Source organism: Streptomyces bottropensis ATCC 25435 (assembly GCF_000383595.1).
GTDB classification, from domain to species: domain Bacteria; phylum Actinomycetota; class Actinomycetes; order Streptomycetales; family Streptomycetaceae; genus Streptomyces; species Streptomyces bottropensis.
In genome coordinates, this window is record NZ_KB911581.1 from 3,005,917 (window position 1) to 3,027,570 (window position 21,654).

Annotated in this window: 14 protein-coding genes and 8 pseudogenes; 12 read left to right on the forward strand and 10 right to left on the reverse strand. The window is 67.4% G+C overall.

Going from position 1 to position 21,654, the window contains the following annotated elements:
• Position 1: 1 nt before the first annotated feature.
• Positions 2 to 1,015, reverse strand: a complete 1,014-nt coding sequence (locus STRBO_RS44570) for a transposase (protein ID WP_078531606.1) — start codon at positions 1,013 to 1,015, stop codon at positions 2 to 4.
• A gap of 38 nt (positions 1,016 to 1,053) precedes the next feature.
• On the opposite strand from STRBO_RS44570, the gene STRBO_RS44575 reads away from it, so the two are divergent.
• Entirely contained in the window at positions 1,054 to 1,203 is a 150-nt protein-coding gene (locus STRBO_RS44575) for a hypothetical protein (RefSeq protein WP_245170682.1), read from the forward strand.
• Between the two features lie 239 nt (positions 1,204 to 1,442).
• Here STRBO_RS44575 and STRBO_RS45625 read toward each other — a convergent pair.
• From STRBO_RS45625 to STRBO_RS41595, 3 genes and pseudogenes are all read right to left on the reverse strand, one after another.
• A pseudogene (locus STRBO_RS45625) lies at positions 1,443 to 1,745 on the reverse strand (hypothetical protein); the annotation flags it as partial.
• 2 nt (positions 1,746 to 1,747) lie between these two features.
• Entirely contained in the window at positions 1,748 to 3,505 is a 1,758-nt protein-coding gene (locus STRBO_RS0113190) for an ISAzo13 family transposase (RefSeq protein WP_005484855.1), read from the reverse strand.
• Positions 3,506 to 3,559: 54 nt separating this feature from the next.
• Positions 3,560 to 3,818, reverse strand: a pseudogene (locus tag STRBO_RS41595) (transposase); the annotation flags it as partial.
• Between the two features lie 108 nt (positions 3,819 to 3,926).
• Between STRBO_RS41595 and STRBO_RS0113200 the strand changes: the two are divergent.
• Positions 3,927 to 5,480 carry an ISL3 family transposase gene (locus STRBO_RS0113200; protein ID WP_202500385.1) on the forward strand — a complete coding sequence of 518 codons (1,554 nt, stop codon included), beginning with the start codon at positions 3,927 to 3,929 and terminating at the stop codon, positions 5,478 to 5,480.
• A gap of 37 nt (positions 5,481 to 5,517) precedes the next feature.
• On the opposite strand, the pseudogene STRBO_RS40110 reads toward STRBO_RS0113200, so the two are convergent.
• Positions 5,518 to 6,107 (reverse strand): annotated as a pseudogene (locus tag STRBO_RS40110) (transposase); the annotation flags it as partial.
• A gap of 59 nt (positions 6,108 to 6,166) precedes the next feature.
• On the opposite strand from STRBO_RS40110, the gene STRBO_RS43435 reads away from it, so the two are divergent.
• Together STRBO_RS43435 and STRBO_RS0113215 are read left to right on the forward strand one after the other, a co-directional pair.
• On the forward strand, positions 6,167 to 6,493 hold the full coding sequence (locus STRBO_RS43435; protein WP_158690987.1) for a hypothetical protein: 327 nt from the start codon (positions 6,167 to 6,169) through the stop codon (positions 6,491 to 6,493).
• 241 nt (positions 6,494 to 6,734) lie between these two features.
• Positions 6,735 to 6,992: a hypothetical protein gene (locus STRBO_RS0113215; protein ID WP_005484850.1), complete on the forward strand. Its 258-nt coding sequence runs from the start codon at positions 6,735 to 6,737 to the stop codon at positions 6,990 to 6,992.
• Positions 6,993 to 7,027: 35 nt separating this feature from the next.
• Here STRBO_RS0113215 and STRBO_RS0113220 read toward each other — a convergent pair whose 3' ends face one another.
• Positions 7,028 to 8,368, reverse strand: a complete 1,341-nt coding sequence (locus STRBO_RS0113220) for a glycosyltransferase family 4 protein (protein WP_020114299.1) — start codon at positions 8,366 to 8,368, stop codon at positions 7,028 to 7,030.
• A 390-nt stretch (positions 8,369 to 8,758) separates the two neighbouring features.
• On the opposite strand from STRBO_RS0113220, the gene STRBO_RS40120 reads away from it, so the two are divergent.
• The 6 genes and pseudogenes from STRBO_RS40120 to STRBO_RS0113245 all read left to right on the forward strand — a co-directional run bounded on the left by STRBO_RS40120 (position 8,759) and on the right by STRBO_RS0113245 (position 14,777).
• Positions 8,759 to 10,105, forward strand: coding sequence for a nucleotide sugar dehydrogenase (locus STRBO_RS40120; RefSeq protein ID WP_020114300.1), 1,347 nt, complete (start codon positions 8,759 to 8,761; stop codon positions 10,103 to 10,105).
• Between the two features lie 5 nt (positions 10,106 to 10,110).
• Entirely contained in the window at positions 10,111 to 11,160 is a 1,050-nt protein-coding gene (locus STRBO_RS40125) for an NAD-dependent epimerase/dehydratase family protein (RefSeq protein ID WP_005484846.1), read from the forward strand.
• Positions 11,161 to 11,718: 558 nt separating this feature from the next.
• A pseudogene (locus STRBO_RS0113235) lies at positions 11,719 to 12,339 on the forward strand (transposase); the annotation flags it as partial.
• 636 nt (positions 12,340 to 12,975) lie between these two features.
• Positions 12,976 to 13,521 (forward strand): annotated as a pseudogene (locus STRBO_RS46145) (reverse transcriptase N-terminal domain-containing protein); the annotation flags it as partial.
• Between the two features lie 529 nt (positions 13,522 to 14,050).
• Positions 14,051 to 14,167 (forward strand): annotated as a pseudogene (locus tag STRBO_RS41605) (transposase); the annotation flags it as partial.
• Between the two features lie 97 nt (positions 14,168 to 14,264).
• Positions 14,265 to 14,777 carry a hypothetical protein gene (locus tag STRBO_RS0113245; protein WP_063743203.1) on the forward strand — a complete coding sequence of 171 codons (513 nt, stop codon included), beginning with the start codon at positions 14,265 to 14,267 and terminating at the stop codon, positions 14,775 to 14,777.
• A gap of 3 nt (positions 14,778 to 14,780) precedes the next feature.
• Here the strand turns inward: STRBO_RS0113245 and STRBO_RS0113250 are convergent, their stop codons facing one another.
• Both STRBO_RS0113250 and STRBO_RS0113255 read right to left on the reverse strand, forming a co-directional pair.
• Positions 14,781 to 16,685 (reverse strand): tyrosine-type recombinase/integrase, encoded by a 1,905-nt coding sequence (locus STRBO_RS0113250; protein WP_005484840.1) that lies wholly within the window; start codon positions 16,683 to 16,685, stop codon positions 14,781 to 14,783.
• 405 nt (positions 16,686 to 17,090) lie between these two features.
• Positions 17,091 to 18,164 (reverse strand): tyrosine-type recombinase/integrase, encoded by a 1,074-nt coding sequence (locus STRBO_RS0113255; RefSeq protein WP_245170588.1) that lies wholly within the window; start codon positions 18,162 to 18,164, stop codon positions 17,091 to 17,093.
• Between the two features lie 74 nt (positions 18,165 to 18,238).
• On the opposite strand from STRBO_RS0113255, the pseudogene STRBO_RS43770 reads away from it, so the two are divergent.
• Positions 18,239 to 18,448 (forward strand): annotated as a pseudogene (locus tag STRBO_RS43770) (IS5-like element IS4811 family transposase); the annotation flags it as partial.
• A 6-nt stretch (positions 18,449 to 18,454) separates the two neighbouring features.
• Here the strand turns inward: STRBO_RS43770 and STRBO_RS0113260 are convergent.
• Positions 18,455 to 19,696, reverse strand: a complete 1,242-nt coding sequence (locus tag STRBO_RS0113260) for an IS110 family RNA-guided transposase (RefSeq protein WP_005484838.1) — start codon at positions 19,694 to 19,696, stop codon at positions 18,455 to 18,457.
• Positions 19,697 to 20,062: 366 nt separating this feature from the next.
• Here STRBO_RS0113260 and STRBO_RS41610 point away from each other — a divergent pair.
• A pseudogene (locus tag STRBO_RS41610) lies at positions 20,063 to 20,402 on the forward strand (transposase); the annotation flags it as partial.
• A 165-nt stretch (positions 20,403 to 20,567) separates the two neighbouring features.
• Here the strand turns inward: STRBO_RS41610 and STRBO_RS0113270 are convergent.
• A complete protein-coding gene (locus STRBO_RS0113270) occupies positions 20,568 to 21,440 on the reverse strand; it encodes a helix-turn-helix domain-containing protein (RefSeq protein ID WP_005484835.1) in 873 nt (290 codons plus the stop codon).
• Positions 21,441 to 21,654: the final 214 nt, after the last annotated feature.

Sequence of the window (21,654 nt, forward strand, 5' to 3'; positions counted from 1 at the left end):
ATCATCTCGGTGACACGGTGGGCCGGTCTGCGTAGTGTCGGCGGAGGTGGGCGATTAGGACGACGCGGTGGCGGAGGAGCGGAACGCCGGCGCGGCCGGCCATGAGGCGTTTCTGCAGCTTGACATCGGTGATGCGGCCTTCGTTCACCCCGGAGTTGTAGAGGGTGGCGATGCCCTGGGCGACGGCATGCCGGTCTTCGCGCAGGGCTCCAGCGAGGCCGGCGAGAGGGGTCAGTCCGCTGTTCGTGAGGTCGTCGAGCCAGCCGGGGAGGAGTACGGCGTCGCGGTTTTCGAGCATGCCGGCGAACCGGCGGACCAAGTCGTGGGCGGTTCGGAGTTCAGGGCAGTGAGCGAGGAGCCGGGGCAGGCGGTCGTTGATGTGCAGGCTGCGGCGGGCCGGATGGGTGGTGATCCAGCGGGCGGTTTCACGCGGGGAAGGCGGTCGCTCGCGAGGCGCGTCCAAGGGCAGGCCCCGTCGTAGGGGTGCGACGGCCATTTTCACCCGCTGATAGTGGCCGAGATAGCCTTTGGCCTGCAGTTCCTCGTGCAGGATCTTGGCGCTGTGCTGTCCCTCGTCCCAGCGTTGTTGCAGGTAGTCGAGGTAGGGATCCAGGGTGGAGGGCTTGCGGGGCGGGCGGCGCATCACTTCCTGCCAGCTGCGGGCTCGCGCGTACTTGTGCACGGTGCGGCGGTCCAGGCCGAGCTCCCGGGCCACGGAGCTGTGGCTCCGGCCGGTGCGCGTCAGAGCGTGCACGGCCTCGAACAACCTTCGGGCATGGCGCCCGGCTCGGGTGGCTTCCGCGGCGTCCTCGGTAGTCTCCTCCACCGGTCCTGAATTGATCTCGCTGACGGGGGGCAGCGCTGCGGGCAGGCAGCCGCGGTGCGTGGAGGCGATGTCCTGGACGCGGCGGGAGAGCCCCTGCCAGAGATGGAAACGGTCGCTGACCTGCACTGCGTCAGGGGCACCAGCGGTGATGCCCTGCCGGTAGGTGAGCGAGCCGTCGAGGCAAGCCACCTCGACACCGGGGTGATCGCGGAGCCACTGGCTGAGCTGTGCGCGTCGCGACCTTCCCAGAGGGTGAGCGGGAGCCGGGTGGTGGCGTCGACCAGGAGGGTGCCGTAGGTGTCGCCGTAGAGCGCGAAGTCGTCCACCCCCAGCAACTGGGTGTCTCCAGTGGCGGAAGCGGCATCCGCATCAGCTGAGACAGAACCGTGCACCGCGAGAGCGTGACGTTCAGGATGCGCAGCATCCGGGAACCGCCCCGCCCGGCCAGCACCACACCAACGGCCTCAACCAGGCGCTGCAGCTCTGGTGTGCGCCGCTGGTAACGCACGGTCAGTCCCGCCACTTGCTCGGTGAAGGTCACTTTCGGGCAAGCGGGGTTTTCGCAGTACAGGCGGCGTACGGACAAGTGGATGTGCAGAGGCCGGCCTCCGAGAGTGATGTCGGCGAGGCGCCGTATGTAGCGGCTGTGGATCCACGCGCTTGGCTCGCCGCATCCCGGACATTCCGCTGGAACACCGGACCTCGTGCGGGCGCGGACCGTCACGGCAGCATCGGAGACATCAATCGAAACCACCAGTACATTTGCCAACTGGGTTAACAGGCTTGCTAGTTCAACAGAGCACAGCCACAGACTTCCCCTTACGGGGGACCGGCCCACTGTGTTCCCGAGATGATCTCCGGCTACGAAAATCTTGCCAGAGCCACGATCGTGTGTACGCCGACAGGCGGCATAGGGCACGATCAGTTCTTCGAGCAGGGCATGCGTGCCTCGTGACTCATACCGGTCAGAGTCGGGGCCGTCAGCGCCTGGCGGGTCAGTGTCGCGGGGGCGTGCTCGGCCGGGCCGCTGCCGGTGACCCAGGCGCGGAGGTCCTCGGCGCGGGTGAAGTAGCGCACGACGGTGGGCGTGATGCTGATTTTCCGTTCGTCCAGCAGCTTCCGGGTGGCCTTGATGCCGTGGCCGATGGTGACGGGGTTCATCCCGAGCAGGTCGCCCAGCACCTTCTGTGGGCAGACTTGGCGCAGGTAGATGACAGTGAGCAGGACTTCGTCCGCATCGGAGAGCAGTGATCGGCTGCGGCCGGTGGTGGCGACGCGTCGCCCTTTGCGGAGCACGTAGCGGTGTTGTTCAGCCGCGACTGCCTGGGCGGGGGCCAACTTGGCTTTCAGCGCGTCCAGTTCGTCGGTGCTCATGCCGGTCAGGCGGGGGTCGGTGAGTAACTGGAGGGCTTGGGCGCGGGCCTCGGCGCGTTCGTCGGTGCGCGGCGCGAGGGCGGTGCCGCCACTCGGGGCGATGCTGTAGTTCCACTGGCCGTGGTTGGCATGCGCGGTGATCGGCAGGGCCTGCAACTGCTCGCGGCTGACCGCGATGCCGGTGGGGTAGGAGCCTTCGTCGAGAGCGGCCTCGACACGCAGGCCGGTCCGGGTGGTGGTCGCGTTGATTGTTTTGAGGACGACTTCGTGGCTGGTCAGGGGGCGTCCGCGCCAGTTCATCGTGATGTGGGAGAACAGCCGGTGCTCGATTTTGTTCCATTTACTTGTGCCCGGCGGAAAGTGACACACCGTGACGTTCAGGTTGGCATCGGCGGCGAACGCGGCCAGTTCGGCCTTCCAAACCCGGTAGCGGTAGCTGTTGGAACCCCCGGCGTCCGCGGTGATCAGCAGCCGTGATGCCTGGGGGTCGTCGTTGCGGCCGCGCGCCTGCCACCAGCGGCGGATCGAAGCTGCCGCGAACGTGGCAGTGTTGTGGTCGGTGCCGACGTTCACCCAGCCGGTGTTCGTACTCATGTCGTAGATCCCGTACGGGATCACGGACTCCACATGCGGACCGGCGAAGAAGCTGTGGTCCTCGACCTCGACGGGCTGTCCGGCCGGCCGCCATTCCTGCCCGGGCATCGGCAGCTGCCCCACTTGTTCCTTATTCTTCGCGTCCACGCTGATCACCGGATCACCCGCGGCCTGATGTTCCTTGACCTGCTCGTTGATATAGCGGAACTGCGCGTCCCGGTCTGGGTGTTGATCGCCTTCCAGTGTCTTGGCGGTGCCTTGCAGGCTGAACCCCTGCTCCTTCAACAGCCGACCGACAGTGGGTGCGGTCACGCGATGTCCTTGCCGGGACAGCTCTGCGGCCAGGTGCCGCAGCGACTTCGTTGTCCAGCGCAGCGGCGATATCGGATCACCGCGCTCGTCCGGTTCAACCAGCGCCATCAGGGCCGGAACCAGCTGAGGGTCGACCGCCTCGGCCCGCATGCGCCCGCCACCAGGGCGCCGGATACGTCCCTCGGGCAGCGGGTCGGCCCCGGCCTCGAGCTCGAACACGCCCTTGCGGACAGTCGTCTCGCTGACCTGGGCTATCCGTGCAATCAGTCCGACGCCTCCGTGCCCGATCAGCCGGGCCTCGGTCGCCAGCGCCAGTCGCCGTTGACGCTCGTTCAGATGCGGGAGCAGAACGTCGAACCGTTGCGCCAACTGGCTGCGGGCCTCGTCGGATATGCGCATACCACATCAACGATCTCGTCTCCACGAAGCAACGCGTTGTTTCTTGACGGCTTCGGTGGACCACACAGGTCTGGAACGTGGTGCGGGGCCAGACGGCCTCGACCGCGTCGGGCAGGCCCTTGAGCCCGTCGCAGACCAGCATGAGGACGTCGTTGACACCGCGGTTCTTGATCTCGGTGAGGATGTGCATCCAGTGCTTGGCGCCCTCGCCGCCGTCGTCGGCCCACAGCCCGAGGATGTCCCGCCGGCCCTCGACAGTGACCGCCAGGGGCACGTAAATGGGCCTGTTGGCCACCGCCCCGTCCCTGACCTTGGTTCTGTCGACGATCTTGTGATCCGGACGGCTGAGCGGCTCGTTCCGAACTGTTCGCGATCATGCATCGCGTGCTCTCGTGATGTGCTCCTGGAGCTGTTTCCGTACTTGTCCGCGTTGCTGATCGAGGAGGTCGAGCGGCGACCGGACCAGGTAGTGCTGCGAACGCGGGTGCGGGCGACGACTGGCTCCTGTCGGTGCGGCCAGAGCTCGGCCCGGGTGCACGGCCGGTACGTACGCAGGCTGCGTGATGTCGCCGCGGGCGGGCTCGGTGTCGTGATCGAATTATGCGTGCGCCGCTTCCGCTGCGAGAACCCTGCCTGCACGGCGGTGACGTTCGCCGAACAGGTGTCGGGACTGACGACCCCGCACAGTCGGCATACCCCGCTGCTGCGCGGGGTGTTGACGCAGATCGGGCTGGCCCTGGCCGGCCGGGCAGGAGCCCGACTGGCGGCTGCGGTCGGCCTCACCATAGGTAAGGACACGCTTTTGCGGTTGGTCAGGTCCCTGCCCGAGCCGGAGATCGGCAAGGTGGAGATCCTCGGTGTCGACGACTTCGCCTTCCGCAAGGGCCGCCACTACGGCACGGTCCTGATCGACATGGCCACCCACCGGCCGCTGCACCTCTACGACGGCCGCGAAGGCGAGGACCTGGCCGCCTGGCTCCGCGATCACCCCGAGGTGAGGGTCATTTGCCGGGACCGTTCCAGCGGCTACTCGGAGGGCGCTCGGGCCGGGGCCCCGCAGGCCGAACAGGTCGCGGATCGCTATCACCTGTGGGCCAACCTCGGCCATGCGGTCGAGAAGACGGTCAACGCCCATCGCTCCCGCCTGGCCGAAACGCCTCCCGGATCGGCCTCCGGCCCCGACCACGTGGAGGTGGAGCCCGAGGTGGTCCGGCCGCCGAATGAGCCGAAGATCGTGATCCGGCTGCGTGAGCAGCATGCTGCCGCCCACGAGCTGTGGCAGCAGGGGATGTCGAAGGCGGCGATCGGCCGGAAGCTCGGGCTGCACCAGGCCACCGTCCGCAAACTGGTCAACGCCCGCTCCGCCGACGAGGTCGTGGCCAAGAACCTCCAACGAGCGCATGTCGTCGACCCGTACGTCGGCTACCTGCACCGGCGCTGGAATGAGGGCGTCAGGAACGCCGCCCAGCTCTACCGCGAGATCAAGCAACTCGGCTATCCCGGCGGCGAGCTGGCTGTTCAGCGGCATCTGCGGCGCTACCGGACCGGGCGCGGACACGCACCCGACCCGGGACCGAAGCCCCCGTCGGTCCGCGAGGTCACCTCCTGGATCATGACCCACCCCGAGCACCTGCGGGACGAGCACGCCGACAAGCTGCACCGGCTGCGTGAGCGCGATCCCGAACTCGACCGGCTCACTCTTCACATCAGGAAGTTCGCCGCGATGATGACCGGCCGCCACGGCGACCGCCTCGAGGACTGGATCACCGACGTCGAACGCGACAGTCTGGTTCCGCTCGCGGGCTTCGCCCGCAACCTCCGCCGCGACTTCGACGCGGTCTGCAACGGGCTCTCTTTGCCGCACAGTTCCGGCGCCGTCGAGGGCAACATCAACCGGCTGAAGACGCTGAAACGCCAGATGTTCGGCAGGGCCAGTCTCGATCTCCTTCGCAAACGCGTCCTCCTCACACGGTGAGCCTCGAGCTCCCGCATCACAAGATCGTCGACAGAACCCGGATCTTCACGTGGATGGCGTCAATGAAGATCACGGGACAGACGGCGTCGAGCGGTCGGTTCTGCCATTCGGCCATGCCGTCGAGAACCTTGTCGTGATCGTGGAGATGGTCTGCCGGGACACCTCGGCTCCATAGACCTCGGCAAGGTGGGCCTGGACCTCACCGGTCGTCAGGCCCTTCGCCGCGAGCGAGATGACCATCTCGTCCACACCGGACAATCGCTTCTGCCGCTTCTTGACGATCCTCGGCTCGAAGCTGCCTTCCCGGTCGCGGGGCATGGCTATCTCGACCGGGCCGACGTCGGTGAGCACGGTCCTGGCGCGGGTGCCGTTACGGGAGTTGCCGCCGTTCTTCCCGGCCGGATCGTGCTTGTCATAGCCGAGATGGTCGGTGATCTCACCCTCGAGAGCGGACTCCAGGAGCCGCTTCGTCAGCTGCTGGAGCAGCCCGCCCTCGCCGGTCAGCTGAAGGCCCTCGGCCTGAGCCCGGCCCACCAGCTCGTCAATCAGCCGGTCGTCCACAGACTTCGCCGACGCCGCCTCAGACGGCTCGCCGGGTTCAACCTCGGTCACGTTGTCGCTGGTCATCGATGCATCTTCCATGATCGGGAGTTACACCGAACGTTTACAGTCCCCTACCGCAGCACATGATCAAACCGGACGATCCAGGCGCTCGCCGGGGCCCTGCAGCGGAGTTCGACACCGTGATCGCTGACAGCGGCGTCCTCAACATCCTTCCCCGCGTCCAGCGCCTGCGGCTGCCTGCTGAACACGGCGGGCGCCTCGCTCACGTGTGGGTCGACGAGCATAGTGTTCACGTGCTGATCGGCGGCGAGCACGTCCGCACCGCCGCGTCCAACCTGACCAACGGCGATCTGGAGGAGCTCCGATACGCGGTGCCCGCCCGACGGGCCCGCCCCACGCCGTCACGGCCCGCTCCAGCCGTGTCCCCGCCGGCGCGGTCATCGAACTGACGCGCGCTGGCGGGGACACGGCATTTGCGTCCAGTTCAGCCGTCCTTCGGACCATGGCATCGCCGCAGCGAGTATCACCACGACGGTCTCGCCCGCCGACCGGGGAAGCGGGGGTGAAGTTTGAAAGGACATCCCGCGCTTGGCGAACGAGATCTCCCGGTGCTCAGTCATCGATGTCACTCCGCGTCAGACGGTGGCCGCCTGACCTTCCCGAACGGCGCCCGGCGACCAGGGCAAAGACGTGCCGACGGAGTTCATCGACACCCAGGCCTGTGTGAGCCGGTCGTCGATGCGGAGGCCGGGCGGATCGCGCACATTCAACTGGCCGTATGGAGCAAACGAGCACGAAGCCTGTTCCCACGCGGTCGGCGGCGCGCTGCAGGTCACGGCCGACCTTCGACTTGAGGGGCTGCCTGCCGTCTACCTGGCCCACGCGGCAGATTCGGCGCTCATCATCGTCGCCGTGTCGCGTTGGGTCGGCGATGCGCTCACCCGTTGACGTACCCCGTACAGGAGTGGCAGCCGGGTCACGATCTACCTTGCGGAGAGGCGCTCAGCGTCACGCGCGGCGATAACGTCTCGGTAGTGCTCTACGGTGTTGCGCGCCACATGTTCCCAGGTGAAGCGGCGCAGCACGCGGTCGCGTCCGGCCTCGCCCAGTCGGCGCCGAAGCGCGGGGTCCTCCAGCAGCCGAATCAGCGCGGCGGCCAGCGCGCCGGGATCGCGGGGCGGGACGGCCAGGCAGGTCTCGCCATCCTGTCCCGCAACCTCGGGTATGGCGCCGCCGGTGGTGGCGACCACCGGCGTGCAGGTCGCCATCGCCTCGGCGGTCGGCAGCGAGAAGCCCTCGTAGAGCGAGGGCACACAGGCGACCTCGGCCCCGCGGATGAGGTCGACCAGTTCGGCGTCGCTGATGCCTTTGACGAAGGTGACGGCCCGGCCGAGGCCGTGGCGTTCGATGGCGTCCACGACTGGCCCCCGAACGGGCTGCGGGCCGACGACCACCAGGTGCGCTTGCTCGTGTTCATGGCGCACCTTGGCGAGCGCCTCGATCAGGAAGATCAAGCCCTTGAGGGGGGCGTCTGCGCTCGCTGTCGTGACGATCCGGCCAGGAACCTCGGGGACGGACCCGTCCGGTGAGAAGAGGCGGGTGTCCGTGCCGAGGGCTACGACGTGGATACGGTCTGTGGGCACATTCATGTCATCGATGATTGCTCGGCGGGAGGCGACCGAGTCGGTGAGGACGGATGAAAGGCGGCGGGCAACCCTCCTCTGCATCGGGTGGTATCCGCAGGAGCGGCGCAATGCCAGCCGCTGCAGCGGACCGTCGGCGACGGCGAGCGCAAGGCGGAGGTCCACGGTGGTCGGATGGTGGATCGTGGTGACCAGAGGCGCGAAGCGGCGGTCGATGCCGAGCAGGCCGTAGCCCACGCTCCCGTTGTCGTGCACCAGGTCGAAGGTGTCGGACGCAGCCGCGCGAGCGGCGAGGTGGCGGCGGGCACGCAAAGTGAAGGCAAGCGGTGCGGGATTGCCACCGGTGCATATGCCGGCGACCTCGATCGCGTCGATCCAGTCGCGGATCTCCCGCAGGCGCGGCGCATGGAAGAACTGGTCGGGCCGACGATACGGGTCGAGGCTGGGCAGCGGGGTGAAACCAATACCCTTCACCTCGTCGAGCACAGGGTAGGGCTGGCCGCTTATGACCTCGATGCTGTGGCCGAGGCGAGCCAGCTCACGTGACAGGTACCGGACATAGACGCCTTCGCCGCCACAGTAAGGGTTGCCCTTGTAGGTGAGAAGTGCGATGCGCAGCGGAGCATCGGCTCCCCGTGGCACGGAAGCTGACCCGGCTGCCCGAGCGTTGATCGCAGACATCGGTTCGTCTCCTTTGTGGCGCGCAGCCGCGCACCCGCGCATGCGGGTACGCGGCGGTGACTTACGGACACCGGCGGCCGGTGCCACTGCCATGGTCGTGGCACCGGCGGATCGGGCACCATCGGTGGTTGTACGGAGAGCGGCGTCCCTGCCGTTTACGTAGAAGCACCGATGGTGCCGACCCGCCTCCGGTCCCGATCCTGAGAGCGGCGCACGCCATCCGAACTGGACTTCCTCATCCTGGACGACCGGAGCGGTCGGCCCGCCCGACCGGCCCACCGTTCCCGGGCTCACCGCCAACTGGCAGGTCCCCTCGTAAGGGGCAGGCCCTGGCACAAGGAAGGAAGCAGCAAAGTGCATGAATCAGGCACCCAGCCCGGCAAGGTATGCGTGATCGGCCTCGGGTACGTGGGGACGTCCCTGGCTGTCACGTTGGCCGCGCGCGGTCGGTACGTGGTGGGCGTCGAGCGCGATCCGGAGATATGTCGGATGCTCCGGCAGAAGACCCCGCACGTGCACGAAGAGGGACTCCAGTTGGAGGAGGCCGTCGACAGCGGGCGGCTGCGCGTTTTCAATTCCATCCCGCGCGACGCCGCGATCGACACATACGTGGTCTGTGTCGGCACAAATGTAGACGCCGAGGGAGGACCCGATCTGACCCAGGTGGAATCCGTTGCCAGGGAAATCTCCGAGGTCGCCAACGACGGCGCCCTCGTGGTCCTGCGCTCCACCGTCCCGGTTGGCACCAGTCGGCGACTACGCGACCGCTGCCTGACGGCCGGGGGCAAGAACCTCGACATCGCCTTCTGCCCCGAGCGGACCGTCCAGGGGCTCGCCGTCCACGAACTGCGCAGCCTTCCTCAGATCGTCGGGGGCGACAGCTCCCGCGCCCGTGCCAGGGCCGCGCGTCTGTTCCATGACCTGACTGACCGAATTGTTGAGGTCGAGGAACTGGAGACGGCAGAAATGGCGAAACTCGCCTGCAACGCCTTCCGGTACACGGTGTTCGCCTTCGCCAACGAACTCGCCCTGCTGTGCGAGAGCGTGGGCGTCAGCATGAGCGAGACCTTGCGGGCCGCCTCCAGCGGCTACGAGCGCGGAGCCATACCCCAGCCCGGGCCCGCTGGAGGATCATGCCTGCCCAAGGACGCCAAGATGCTCGCTGGAGCGTTCGGGGACTTCACCTCATCCGTGTCACCATTGCTGGACAGCGTTTCACGTGTACATGACACCGTGACCTCCCGGGTGAGCGAAGTCATCTTCGCCCATGGGCGGGAACTCACCACCGCCGGCAGGACGGAGATCGCGCTGCTGGGTGTCGCGTTCAAGGGCAACCCGCCGACGGACGACGCGCGCATGTCCCCCTCCGTCGACCTGATCGAACAGCTCCGCGAACGCTTCCCTCAGGCCAGGGTCCGCTCGCACGATCCGCTGGTCGGCGGGGAACGCCAGAGCGACCTGGGCTTCGAGCCCTGTTCCTCCATCGAGGAGGCGGTCAGCGGGGCCCACATCGTCGTCATCGGCACCAACCACAAGGATTACGCTGACCTGTCGCTCCCGGATGTGGTCCGGTACGCCGACACCCGGTGCGTCGTCTACGACGTATGGGCCCTGCACGCCCAAAAGAGCGGGCAGCTGCCGCAGGGCACGACCTACCTCGCGTTCGGCGAGGGTCAGCTCCTCGCAGCTGGCCAATCGGAAGCACACGACGTACAGGATCGGTGGCACACAAATTGACGAAAGTGCTCGTGACCGGTGCGGCGGGGTTCATCGGCGGCTACGTCGTCGAGGAACTCCTGGCCCGCGGCTACACCGTAGTCGGCCTGGACAACCTCTCCAAGTACGGAAGACCCGCCCGCTCCTTGCCAGACCATCCCCGGTACACCCCCGTCATCGGCGACGCCGGGGACCGCGCGCTCTTGACCCAGCTCCTGGACCACTGCGAGCACTTCATCGCGAACGCTGCCTTGATCGGCGGCGTGCGGTACATGGCCGAACTGCCGCTGGACATCCTGGCGGAGAACAACCGGTTGGTGGCCGGTGCGGCCTACGCCGGTATCGAGGCGTACCGTACAGGAGTGCTCCGCAAGGTGACCTACGTCAGCTCGTCGATGGTCTTTGAGAAGGTCGAGGACGGAAAGATCGCGGAGGGCGACGAATTGGAGTTTCCTCCGCCGGCCACCGCGTACGGCTTCCAGAAACTCGCAGTCGAGTACTACGCGAAGGCCGCGTGGGACCAGTACGCCCTGCCCTGGACGATCGTCCGGCCCTTCAACTGCGTCGGCGCCGGCGAACGCCGGACGCCGCACGGCGGCGCCGACCCGGGAGAGCAACGTCCCCTGGTTCAGGGCCATGTCATTCCAGACTTCGCCGAGCGCGCCCTGCGACGCGAGACCCCCTTCCGCATCCTCGGAGACGGGCAGCAGTTCCGCACCTTCACCCACGCCCGCGACATGGCGACCGGAATCGTGCTCGCCATGGAGCAGGAAGCCGCGACGAACGAGGACTTCAACCTCTCCGGCTCCTATGGCTGCACCATCGAAAGCCTCGCGCGACTCGTGTGGGACAAAATCAACCCGAGTATGCCACTGGTCCTGGAGCACGTTCCCAGCTTTCCGAACGATGTGCGGGCGCGGCACCCTTCTGTCGGAAAGGCAGAGCGGCTGCTCGGGTTCACCCCCACCACTCCGCTGGAGGCCATGGTGGACGAAGTCGTCGAATGGGTGCGCCAGGAAGGCGTCGCCGTAGTAACGGCCGCAAAAGCAACGGATATCGCTGCCCTGGGACGATAAGCCCGCCGCGATTGGTCCGTTTACCTGACTGGGTGTGGGCTGGGGCTCTACGGTGTGGCGCACGATGCCTGCGGAGGGCGGGCCTTGGGTTGTGGTGGGGGTTCGGGGTGGCGACCCGTGTGTTCGCGGACAATGAGCTGGAGCGACTGCGCGGCTATCCGTAGATCAGCAAGGAAGAGCTGATCCGGTTCTTCGCGCTGACCCCGGCGGACGTGGGGTTCATCGACCCGGGCCGGGCCGGAGTCCGAAGGCCAGACTGGGGCTGGCGGTCCAGCTTTGCACCCTGCCGTGCCTCGGGGCCGTACCGGACAACGTGGCCTCGGCGCCCCCGGCGGCGGTGGCCCGACCGCCTCCTCCGAAAACACCGTCGCCAGCAGCCCGTCGACACGCCATCCGTCAGCCGACCCGCAGCCCCGCCCTCAGCTCGCTCCACCAGAAGACCATCGCACAATGATCGCTAACCTCGCGCTTTCACGCGGTGGGTTGTCCGATGCTTGATCAAATAAGCGGAGAGTGCTCCTGAACTGCAACGATGGGACTTGTCTAGGGTCCTGTTGGCTGCACGGAAAGAAGCACTCTCCAGGTGAAGAAGCGTATCGGGTGTACCCACGTGTCCGCATCGAGGGCGGCGGCCGGACGGTGGTCTCGCAGGCCGGGGGCGTGCTGCTGGGCGAGACCGTCCGCAAGGCCGGCTTGGACACCGCGATATCAGCGGCGCTGACGCCATGGCGGAAAACTCGGGCGGTGCACGACCCGGGCAAGATCCTTCTGGACGTGGCCCTGGCGGTCGCGCTGGGCGGGGACTGCCTCGCGGATGTCGCCATGCTGCGGGCCGAGCCGGCCGTGTTCGGGCCGGTGGCCTCCGACCCGACGGTCTCCCGCCTCATCGACACCCTCGCAGCCTCCGGGGAGAAGGCCCTGCGGGCCATCCGTGCCGCGCGGGCTGAAGTCCGCCGGCATGTCTGGCGGTTGGCCGGCCGGGAAGCGCCTGATGCGGGCGGGACCGTGACCGTGGACCTCGACGGGGTGCTGGTGATCGCGCACTCGGACAAGGAGGACGCCGCACCCACGTGGCAGCGAACCTACGGCCACCACCCGCTGATGGGGTTCGTCGACCACGGGCCAGGCGGCACGGGTGAACCGGTCGCGGCCCTGCTCAGACCAGGCAACGCGGGCTCGGTGCGACACGAGGTCGCACAGTTTGAGTGGTTGCACCGATTGGAGGTTCGACTGATGTCGAAGGTGTAGATCCGGGCCAGTGTCCAAGGCCCGTCCCCGCTTCGACGTGCGTCACTGGTAACGGTGGGGTGCGGAGCTCGAAGAAGACGCCCAAGGGTTCCCGATCCGTCCGGGGGCCACAGGCAAGGGGAAGACCGGACGGGTGAACGCAAGTGAACCCCTGATGATGCCTCGTCACGTTTGGGCTCCGCCAGACGGAGTCTTCAGCGGAGTGCAGGGACTGGCCGCTGAGAAGCGGCGGGTGCCGGTCGGACAGCGAACCGCCGACCGGGAGGACACCACCGTCCCCGGGGTATAGGGGGCGCCCACCCCGGTCGTATCTCAACTGTGTGGAACGTGGAAACCCCGACGGGGTCCGCTCAGGTGACTGAGCGGTGAGCCGACTGCGAGGAAGGCCCAGCCCCCGGGCGGGAACAGGATGGCCCAAGAAGCGAACGCCGGCAGCTGAAAGGCAGCGGGAAGACGGGGCAACACATTCGGCCCTTCGCCGATCGCCCTGCATAACCGGCCGGATACGGGCACGTGCCCGAACTCGGAAGGGTGCCGACGTGGGTCAGGTGAGTCTGTGGAGACCAGATGCTCGAACACCCCGAACCGAGGGACAAGTTGGACGCCCCGGCTGAGGCTGCGGTGAACGGACCTGAGGACGAGATCACCGACTGGCTGGCCGTCGACTGGCAGCAGGTCGAAGACGACGTACGGCGACTTCGGCAACGCATCTTCACGGCATCGCAGGCAGGGGACCTGAAAAGGGTCCGCAATCTGCAGAAGCTGATGCTCCGCTCCCGCGCCAACACGCTGCTCAGCGTGCGCCGGGTCACGGAGATCAACGCTGGCCGCACGACCGCCGGGATCGACGGGAAGGTGGTGCTGCTGCCCCAGGGCAAGGCCGAACTGGCCGACTGGATGCAGCGATCCGCCGACACGTGGAGGGCCCGGCCGGTCAGGCGGGTGCATATCCCCAAGGCAGGAGGGAAGAAGCAGCGCCCGCTCGGCATCCCGGTGATCGTTGACCGCGCTCTCCAGGCGCGGGCCCTCAACGCGCTGGAACCCGAGTGGGAGGCACGGTTCGAGCCGAAGTCGTACGGCTTTCGGCCCGGCCGTGGCTGCCATGACGCCATCGAGCGGGAACCCCATTTCGTAGAGTCGCGGTGGCTTCAGTCCGTACGACTCCAGCTCGGCCAAGAGATCATCTTTCGACCGGTCCGGACCATCGAGCAGGGGGAACTCCACCCTCCATGGCGCCCAGTTCCGACGGATCGAGTGCATTCTGGGCCGGTCCTTCTTTGTCGGCTCGATGCCGACGTACGCCACAGACGTCTCGGGAGGAGCATGCTCCGTCATCCAGTCCCTGCAGGGAATCTGCTTGAGGTACCTGGTGCAAGGCGCGAAGAGGTTGTTGCCCAGGAACCCGACATCCATGAAAAGTTGCCAGGGATCACGTCCGTCCTCGACGATCACCAAGGGCACCTCGATGAGGGACGTCAGATCGTTTGCGAATCTCCACAGGTCGTCGTCTTCGACCTGTGTATTGGCGATCAAAAGCGTCATTTGTGAAGGCCCGAACCGCTCGGCGACAGAGAGTGCAGCAAGCGCCGAGCCGACTCCGCCACTGAACTGAATGACATGCTGGTCGGGGTCCTGGTACTGAACTGGTGGAGGCGGCAGGCCGGAGGGCTACTGCCACCGGCAGATGATCGACGCGGTGCGCTACCTCGTCGACAACGGCATCAAGTGGCGGGCGATGCCCGCCGACTTCCCGCCCTTTCTGTGGAATCTGGCCTGTCAAGTGGTGTCGAAGTTCGGCCTGGTCGATATGCGTTGGCCGGTTGGGGTGAAGGCCGGGAGACTCATGTGCTGTGAACATGGGGATCTCTGGTTTCGAGCCGTCCTTCCTGATCGGGGTCGATGCGATTCGGCAGGCGCACGGATCACGCCTGGCGAGGCTCGCCGGTAGGCGGCTGACGAGGTTCGCGTTGGTGCGGTTCGCCGAAGACCGGGACTGGTTCGCCGACTGCCCGGTGGTGATGGACTTCGACGGTCTCCAGGTGGAGGTCTGCCACTGGAAGCTCGACGAACTCTCGATCGGCTGGGACACGGTCGACACCGCGGCGACCATCACCGGGTGGGAGTGGTTCGAGCTCACGCCCCAGTGGTCTCACAGCGATGAACGCCTCGAACCGCTCGTCGGCCAGGAATTGTGCGAGGTCACGCTCCTCGAATGGCGGCCAGCAGACCATGACCTGGCGGCTGGAACCGTGGCAGTGGAGTTCGTCTTCGCTGGCGGCTGCCTGCGGATCGTCAACGGCCTCGACGAGAACTGCATCGAGGTCGGTGCGGCCCACCCGGATTACGTCCGACACAGGCTGGGCCGCTGAGTACTACCTCTCCGTCGGGTTCCGGTTGATCTCGATGACCGGCAGCAGGGTGGCCTGAGCTGGGATGCCGATCTGCCGGGGAGTCGGCCCGGCCGGCGTGGGAACGTCGGTGAGTCGTTCCAGCAGCTGGTCGAGTGCGGCTTGCCCGTCGTCCACTGCGGCGCGTTCGTCGTCGGTCAGGGGGATGGTGGCGAGCATCTTCTGCAGGTTCTCCTTCGCCTCCAGGAGCTGGCCCTTGCTGGAGGCCTTCGGGGTGTAGAAGTCGCAGCGTGCGCAGGCCATGCGGTGCTGGCATTGCTCGAAGAAGGTATAGGTGCACCAGCCGTGGCCGAGGTCGTAGTACTGCCAGGGGTCGCCGTTCGCCGCGGCTCCGGAGGCGACGGCGTCGCGGTCGACGAGGACTTCGACGGTGCGGACGTTGCGGGCGAAGTAGCCCGCGTCGTTGTAGGCCTTGGCGAGCGTGTTCGGGGTGATCTTGGCGTAGTGGGCGGTGGCTTCGGGAGTCCGGTGGCCGAGCCATTCCTGCAGCTCGAACAGGGTCATGGGCTCCTTGGCGTTGTAGAGCTGGCTGGCGATGGTCGAGCGGGCCCGGTGGCTGGTGATGTTGCCGTGGACGTCGGCGGTGGGAACGCCGGCCTTGCGGCAGAGCATCGGGATGATCGTGCCGTTGATGTAGTGCTTGGAGACCCGGCGGGCGCGGAAGGCGAACAGGAAGTCCGCGCGCTCGTTGGTCTTCGGGTCGAGGATGGCGGGCTGGTCGGGTCGGACAGCCTGCCAGGCCTCGATCGCCTGCCCTAGGAGCGGGTCGACGGGTTTGGTGAACGCGGTGCCGGTCTTGTGGGTGGGGACGTCGAGCAGGCAGACAGCGTCGCGGGCCAGAACCTCGCCGGAGTCGCCGGGGATAGGCATGCCGTCGTGCTGCCAGCGAATGCAGCCGACGCGGAGCCGGGCGACTTCGTCGCTGCGTTGCCCGGCGAACAGCCAGGTCAGAGTGATGGCCCGGATCAACTCGGCCGGATAGGTGCGGCCATCCGCGGTCGGCAGGTCGCCAGACTCGACGTTCAGCCCGGCCCACAACAGCTTGGCCCAGATGTCGTCCGCGATCACCCGGGGATCCGGACCCATGAGGGCCTGAACGCTGCGGGGCGTCCTCAGCGCGTGGGCAGGGTTGAACCGTTGCGGGATCCACTCCCATTCGTGCAGGTCACGGAAGAACGCGCGGGGCACCTTCAGATAGCCGGACTTGGCCTGCGGCGTCAGCGGCTTGCCGATGCGGCCCTGCGACCGCATGCCCGCCGTCCACTGGGAGTAGTCGCCGACCGTCATGCGGTCGACGGCCGCCACCCAGGACGCGCAGGTTTGGCGGGTGCAGTGCTCCGGCGCGGTGATGTCGGGGTGCTCGGTGGCAAGCCAGCGTCCGATCTTCGCGAGCACGCTCCGATAGCTGCTGCGGACCCTCGGCGTCAGCGTCGAGGTCGCGTGCCAGCGCTCGACCCAGTCCGCCCAGGCTCCTGAGGTGCCCTCGATCGCCGTGGGCCCGGGACCATGCCGGGGACGCGGCGGCGGGTCGGCGTGCCCGAGAGCGGCAACGGCGCGGTGGATCCCGTGCAGGTCGCTGGCCCACTCGCTCTCCTGCATGGCCGCCGTCGCGCGGATCGCGGCCAGAGCTGCGCTGGACAGATCCTCCAGTCGAGGGCTGCGGTTCAGCAGCAGGATCTGGCAGACGGCGGAGACAAGGCGTTCGGGACGACGCTGGTAGCCCCAGTCACCGAGGACCGCGAGGATCTTCCCGACCGCGTCGTCGACCGCGGTCTGGCCGAAGATCCGGTGGGCGAGCGTGGGCCGCTGGAAGCGTCCGACCTGCTCGAACGCGGTGAAGCCGCCGAGGAGGTAGGCGTAGGCAATCACGAACGGGCGCGCGTTCGGGCCGATCTGGCCGCCCCATCGGCGCCGGAACTCGGCCCCGGACCGGTCGATCAGGTCGGCCCAGTCCTGGTCCGACCAGCCCCAGTAGCTGCGGCCGAGTTCACCGCAACGGATCAGGACCAGGCCGGCCGCGTCGCGGGCGAACCGTCTCTGGTTGCCAGTGCCCGGCGCCCACTGGAGGCAGTCCCGGGCGTGGGCCAGCGGCTCGACCAGCCGCTTGGGGGCCGCCTGCGGCGTCAGTCCCAGGCGTCGCAGCTGTTTGATCTCCAGGGCGCCGAGGGCCTTCGCCTCGGCGCCGGTTACCAGGGCTCGCCGGTCGTATCGGGGCAGGTCGAGCGGCCACGGCCAGCTGACAGCCCGCCGCCCGAGCCTGGGTGGTCGTCGCTGTCACTGGCCGTCCACCCCACCCGGGTGGCCGGCACGGGTCAGCATGTCGATGCGCCAGGAGTGGATCTGCTGCATGCCGCGGTTCAGCTTCTCCGCGAGGTCACGTCCGGACAGGTGGATGTAGGTCATGGTCGACTCGGTGTGGCGGTGTCCCGCGAAAGTCGCGATGGCGTGCAGTTCCCAGCCCATCCTGGCCAGGTCGGTAAGGCAGAGGTGACGGGTGGTGTGGGTGGAGAAGCGCGGCAGGTCCGCGGCCAGGGCGACGCGGCGGATCACCTTCGACCAGGTCCACAGGCTCAGCGGCTGCCCGTGGTTGCGGCGCGACTCTGACAAGAACAGCGGGCCGCGGGCCCGGCTAATCGAGGCCCGGTGTGCGAGGTAGCCGGACAGCAGCATGCCAGTGGGCGCGGAGTACGGGACCACGCGCTCGCGGCGGGTCTTCGTCGTCTCCGCCCTGATCCGCAGCGTCCGGTGAGCAGGATCGACGTCGTCGGTCCGCAGCGAGCACAGCTCCTCGCGCCGCAGAGCGGCGTCGTAGGCCAGAGCGAGCATCACCCGGTTCCGTACCGGCTCCTGCCTCACGACGTCCCGCAGGTCGAGCCACTGCTGTTCACTGGGGATCCAGGGCAGCTTCACCAGGCGCGGCACCAGACCGCGCTCGTGGCTGCCGAACTTCCGCCCCGGCGTGTAGCGGCCGCGGCCGACTGGGTTCGACTCCCGAAGTCCCTCCTCGATCAGGTAGTCGTAGAACAGGCGGACCGGCACCAGCCGCTGCTGCAGCGTCGCGTTCGCCAGACCCGCCCCCGAGTACAGGGCGACCACGTTGGCTCCCCGGCGGCTCGGCCGCGTGGACAGGTCCTTCACGAACGCGGCCACGTGCAGCCGGCCCGCTGTCACCGGGTCGACGTCGTCGCGCTCGCAGATCAGCAGGTACTCGGCCAGGCCCCGCGCATAGGCGTCGATCGTCCGCGGAGCCCTCCCAAGGTCCGTCCACACCCGCAGCCACTCGGCCGCCCGCTCATGCCGACCGAGGACCGGCCACTTCTCCTCCAGCACCACCGCGCTGCCCAACACGCCTCCTCAGCCCATGGGGACGCCGCAGGATACGAGATGGCTCCTGCGGCGCGTGATTCCACGTAACTGATAGGCGCACGTGGTACGGGTTCATGGCCCGCTGGGCCGCCTGCGGCGTCGTCGGCCAGATCCGTGACCAGCTCCGCACACGCATCCGCCGCGAGAGGGGCAAGGCGCCCGGAGCCGTCGCCACCGTCATCGACCCCCAGTCGATCAGGGCCGCCGGGACCGTCGGCAAGGACTCCCGCGGCTACGATGCCGGCAAGAGGACATCCGATGCGAAGAACGTGTCAAGCGGCGAGGGCAAGACGGGGTTCTCGCGAGGTCGGGAAGGCTACGGCCTCGTTGAACGGGACACGGTGAGTCAGGCAGTGGTGGAGGCAGCCGATCATCCGGTTGAAGAGGTTCCTCTGAGCGGCCGTGTGCCGGTCTCCGGCCTCACGTCGGCGGTCGTAGTGAGCCCGCGCTCCCTCTGAATGGGCCATCGCTGAGAAGGCCCACATATAGCCGACGCCGGCCAGCCGCTGATTCTTCACCCTGCGGGCCGCGACGAACACGCTCTTGCCGGAGGCCCGGGTGACCGGGGCGGAACCCGCGTACGCCTTCAGACCTCTGGCGTCGGCGAACCGAGTCCGGTCGTCGCCGATCTCGGCCAGAACCCGAGCTCCGCTGAGCGGCCCCAGCCCTGGGAAACTGGTGATGATCTCGGCATCAGCATGTGCCTCGAACGCCTGCACCGCAGCCTCGGCAAGATCATCGGTGCTCGTGCACGCGGCTTCCAACTGCCGCAGCAGCGCAAGCGCCTGGCGCCCCATGGCCTCCTCGACAAGGGGAAGATGGCGCATCTGCGATGCGCGAAGTGCGCTGTGCAGACGCTCGACCTCTCTGTCGATGGTGTTCTTGCGGCCGGCCTTCTTCAGCACGGCCCGCATCTGCGGGCGGGTTAGCTTGGCCGCCTGGAGCGGGGTCGGCGCCGCGGCCAGGAGAGCCCGGGCTATGGGGTGATAGATGCCCTCGCGGCGGTGCCCGACGGCGGCCAGATAGCTGGGGAAGTACTCGCGCAGGTGGGAGGTCAGCTTGTTGCCGGCCTGGGTTCGGTCCCAGACGGCGTCCTGCTGGGCACGGGCAAGGACCGCGACGGCCTGGGCTACCTCCGAGTCGGCGGGAAGCATGCGGTGAGCTGCGGCGTCGGTGCGGAGAATGTTCGCCAGCACCATGGCGTCCAGGTGGTCGGACTTCTTCCGGGAGACCGTGTGACGGTCCCGGTAGCGGCCGGCGGCCATTGGATTGATGGCGTAGACAGGGCGGTCCGTTGCCCGAAGGCAGGCGACTAGAAGCCCGCGGGAGGTCTCGATGGCCACCGGGATGGGGCCCTGCGGACTGTCGTCGTGCTCGGCGAGCATCTGAAGCAGTTGGCCGAGCCCTTCCGCAGAGTCATCGATGCGAGCGCGAGCCAGTAGCGACCCCGTTTCGTCGACGATGGCTATGTCGTGGTGGTCGCTGGCCCAGTCGATGCCGCAGAACGCTCTCACTCGCCTCACGCTTTCTCATCGAACCTGTGTTGTGGCTGGTCACAGCCGTGCAGGGCATGCGTCTCTCTAATGGAAGGGCTCGGTGGCCCGACATCCGATTAGCCGTTCATGACCCCAGCGACCTGCGGGGCCCTCGGTCTTGATCGGAGCTGGTGGCTCCCGAACACGTAAGAGGTAGTCCCCGCAGGGGGCTTGGACCACGATCATCATCGGTGATCAAGTGATCGCTCTCGATGCCGACGGCGAGCGCCAGCACACGTCAGTCTTCTTCGAGGGCTCAAGGCCCGGATCAACGGAGGACGTCGTGCTGACGCCAGCGATCGGCATCGAGAAGGGGTTTCAACGAGCTCAGCTCTCGCCCATTAGATCAACGTCTGCAAGCGCCACCTGGTCGTGGACACCAAGGGCCTGCCGCTGTTCGTCATGGTCACCCCGGCCGACATGACCGACCGCAACGCGGCCAAGGAAGTGCTCTTCCGGCTGCGGCTGATGCACCCCGGGATCATCATCGTCTGGGCCGGCTCTGCCTATGCCGGACAGCTCGCGACCTGGGCCAAGACCTACCTAAACCTGACGATCAAGACCGTCAGCCGCCTGGATCATGCATGCATGGAGGCACGCACGCGACTACGAACGGCTCATCCAACACTCCGAGTCGCTCATCACCTGGGCAGCGATCACCCTCATGAGCAGGCGAATCACCCGCCGAAGCTCCCGCAGAGGCGGCCAGCCAGCATCCCGGGAAGCCCAGCGGGACTGATCGTTTCCAAGGCCGGGGCCATCACCTTGGCCCAGACGCGGCCCCGAGCACCACTCTCCCACCGCCGACGAAGCCTGTCAGCGGATCCAACGCTCAACGGGTTCGCCGCACTCAGAGGTGGTTTGCCGCGTCGATGTATGTCTTGGTGGCGTCGGTGATGAAGTCGCGGCTGCTGTCGAGGCTGAGCGCCTGGGCCTGAAGGTGGTCATGCAGCACGCTGTAATGCTGCACGTCGAAGGGCTTCTCCAGGTAGAGGTCGCTGGTGAACCGCTCCAGATGCACCACCGGTTCCGCGGAGCTGTCGGCGAACCGCAGGATGGAGAACTGTCCTGACAGGCCCGGATGGGCGCCTGCGGTGTAGGGGAGGATCTGCACCGCGATGTGCGGCTCGGCACCGAGTGCGTTCAGGTGCTCCAGCTGTTCCCGCATGACGTCCGGGCCGCCGACGACACGGCGCAGAGCCGATTCGTCCAGGACGACCCACAAGCGCAGCGGGCGGGCCGGGTTGTAGATCCGGTGCTGACGGCGCAGCCGTACCTTCAGGCGCGCGCCGGCCTCTTCGGAGGTGAGCTGGGGAATCGTTTCCCCGATGACCGCGTGGGCGTACGCGGGGGTCTGCAGCAGAGCGGGGATCGCCATGGGTTCGTAGGCATGGAGGGAGGTGGCGTCCGTCTCCAGGGCGATGTAGACGCTCTGGGGGATGTGGCCGTAGGCGTGCCACCAGCCCTGTTGCCCGGATTCCCTGGCCATCTGCATCAGCGAGTCGATGACCTGCTGGTCCGTCACTCCATAGATCGCGCACAGGTCGCGTACGTCGCGGGGGCTGATGGCGCGGTTGCCGTTCTCCAGGTGGCTGATCTTGGGCTGGGAGACCATGAGCCGCTTGGCCACCTCTGCGCCTTTCAGCCCACTGGCCAGGCGAAGCCGGCGAAGCTCGGCTCCCAGACGGCGTTTCCTGACGGTGGGGTTGCTGTTCGCCGCCACGAGCGGTGTACCTCCGGCTCCAAGTCATCCTGCTGGCCCGCAGATTGCCATGGAGCACAGGTTGTTGATCACGCGCCATGCCGACTTGTTCGTCGGACGGCCAAGACGGAAGGTAGCGCTGTCATATGCCTCGCGGCAGGGGCGTCCAAGCGGAGGGACAAGGAACAGGTACTGATGTGGGCGGGGCCGTGTGGCCGGGCGGGGCCTCCACCCG

Bases quoted from the DNA above. Each gene is read 5' to 3' on its own strand.
- STRBO_RS0113245 (WP_063743203.1), top strand. From the start codon at position 14,265: ATGGGGATCTCTGGTTTCGAGCCGTCCTTCCTGATCGGGGTCGATGCG.
- STRBO_RS0113190 (WP_005484855.1), bottom strand. From the start codon at position 3,505: ATGCGCATATCCGACGAGGCCCGCAGCCAGTTGGCGCAACGGTTCGAC.
- STRBO_RS43435 (WP_158690987.1), top strand. From the start codon at position 6,167: ATGATCAAACCGGACGATCCAGGCGCTCGCCGGGGCCCTGCAGCGGAG.
- STRBO_RS0113220 (WP_020114299.1), bottom strand. From the start codon at position 8,368: ATGTCTGCGATCAACGCTCGGGCAGCCGGGTCAGCTTCCGTGCCACGG.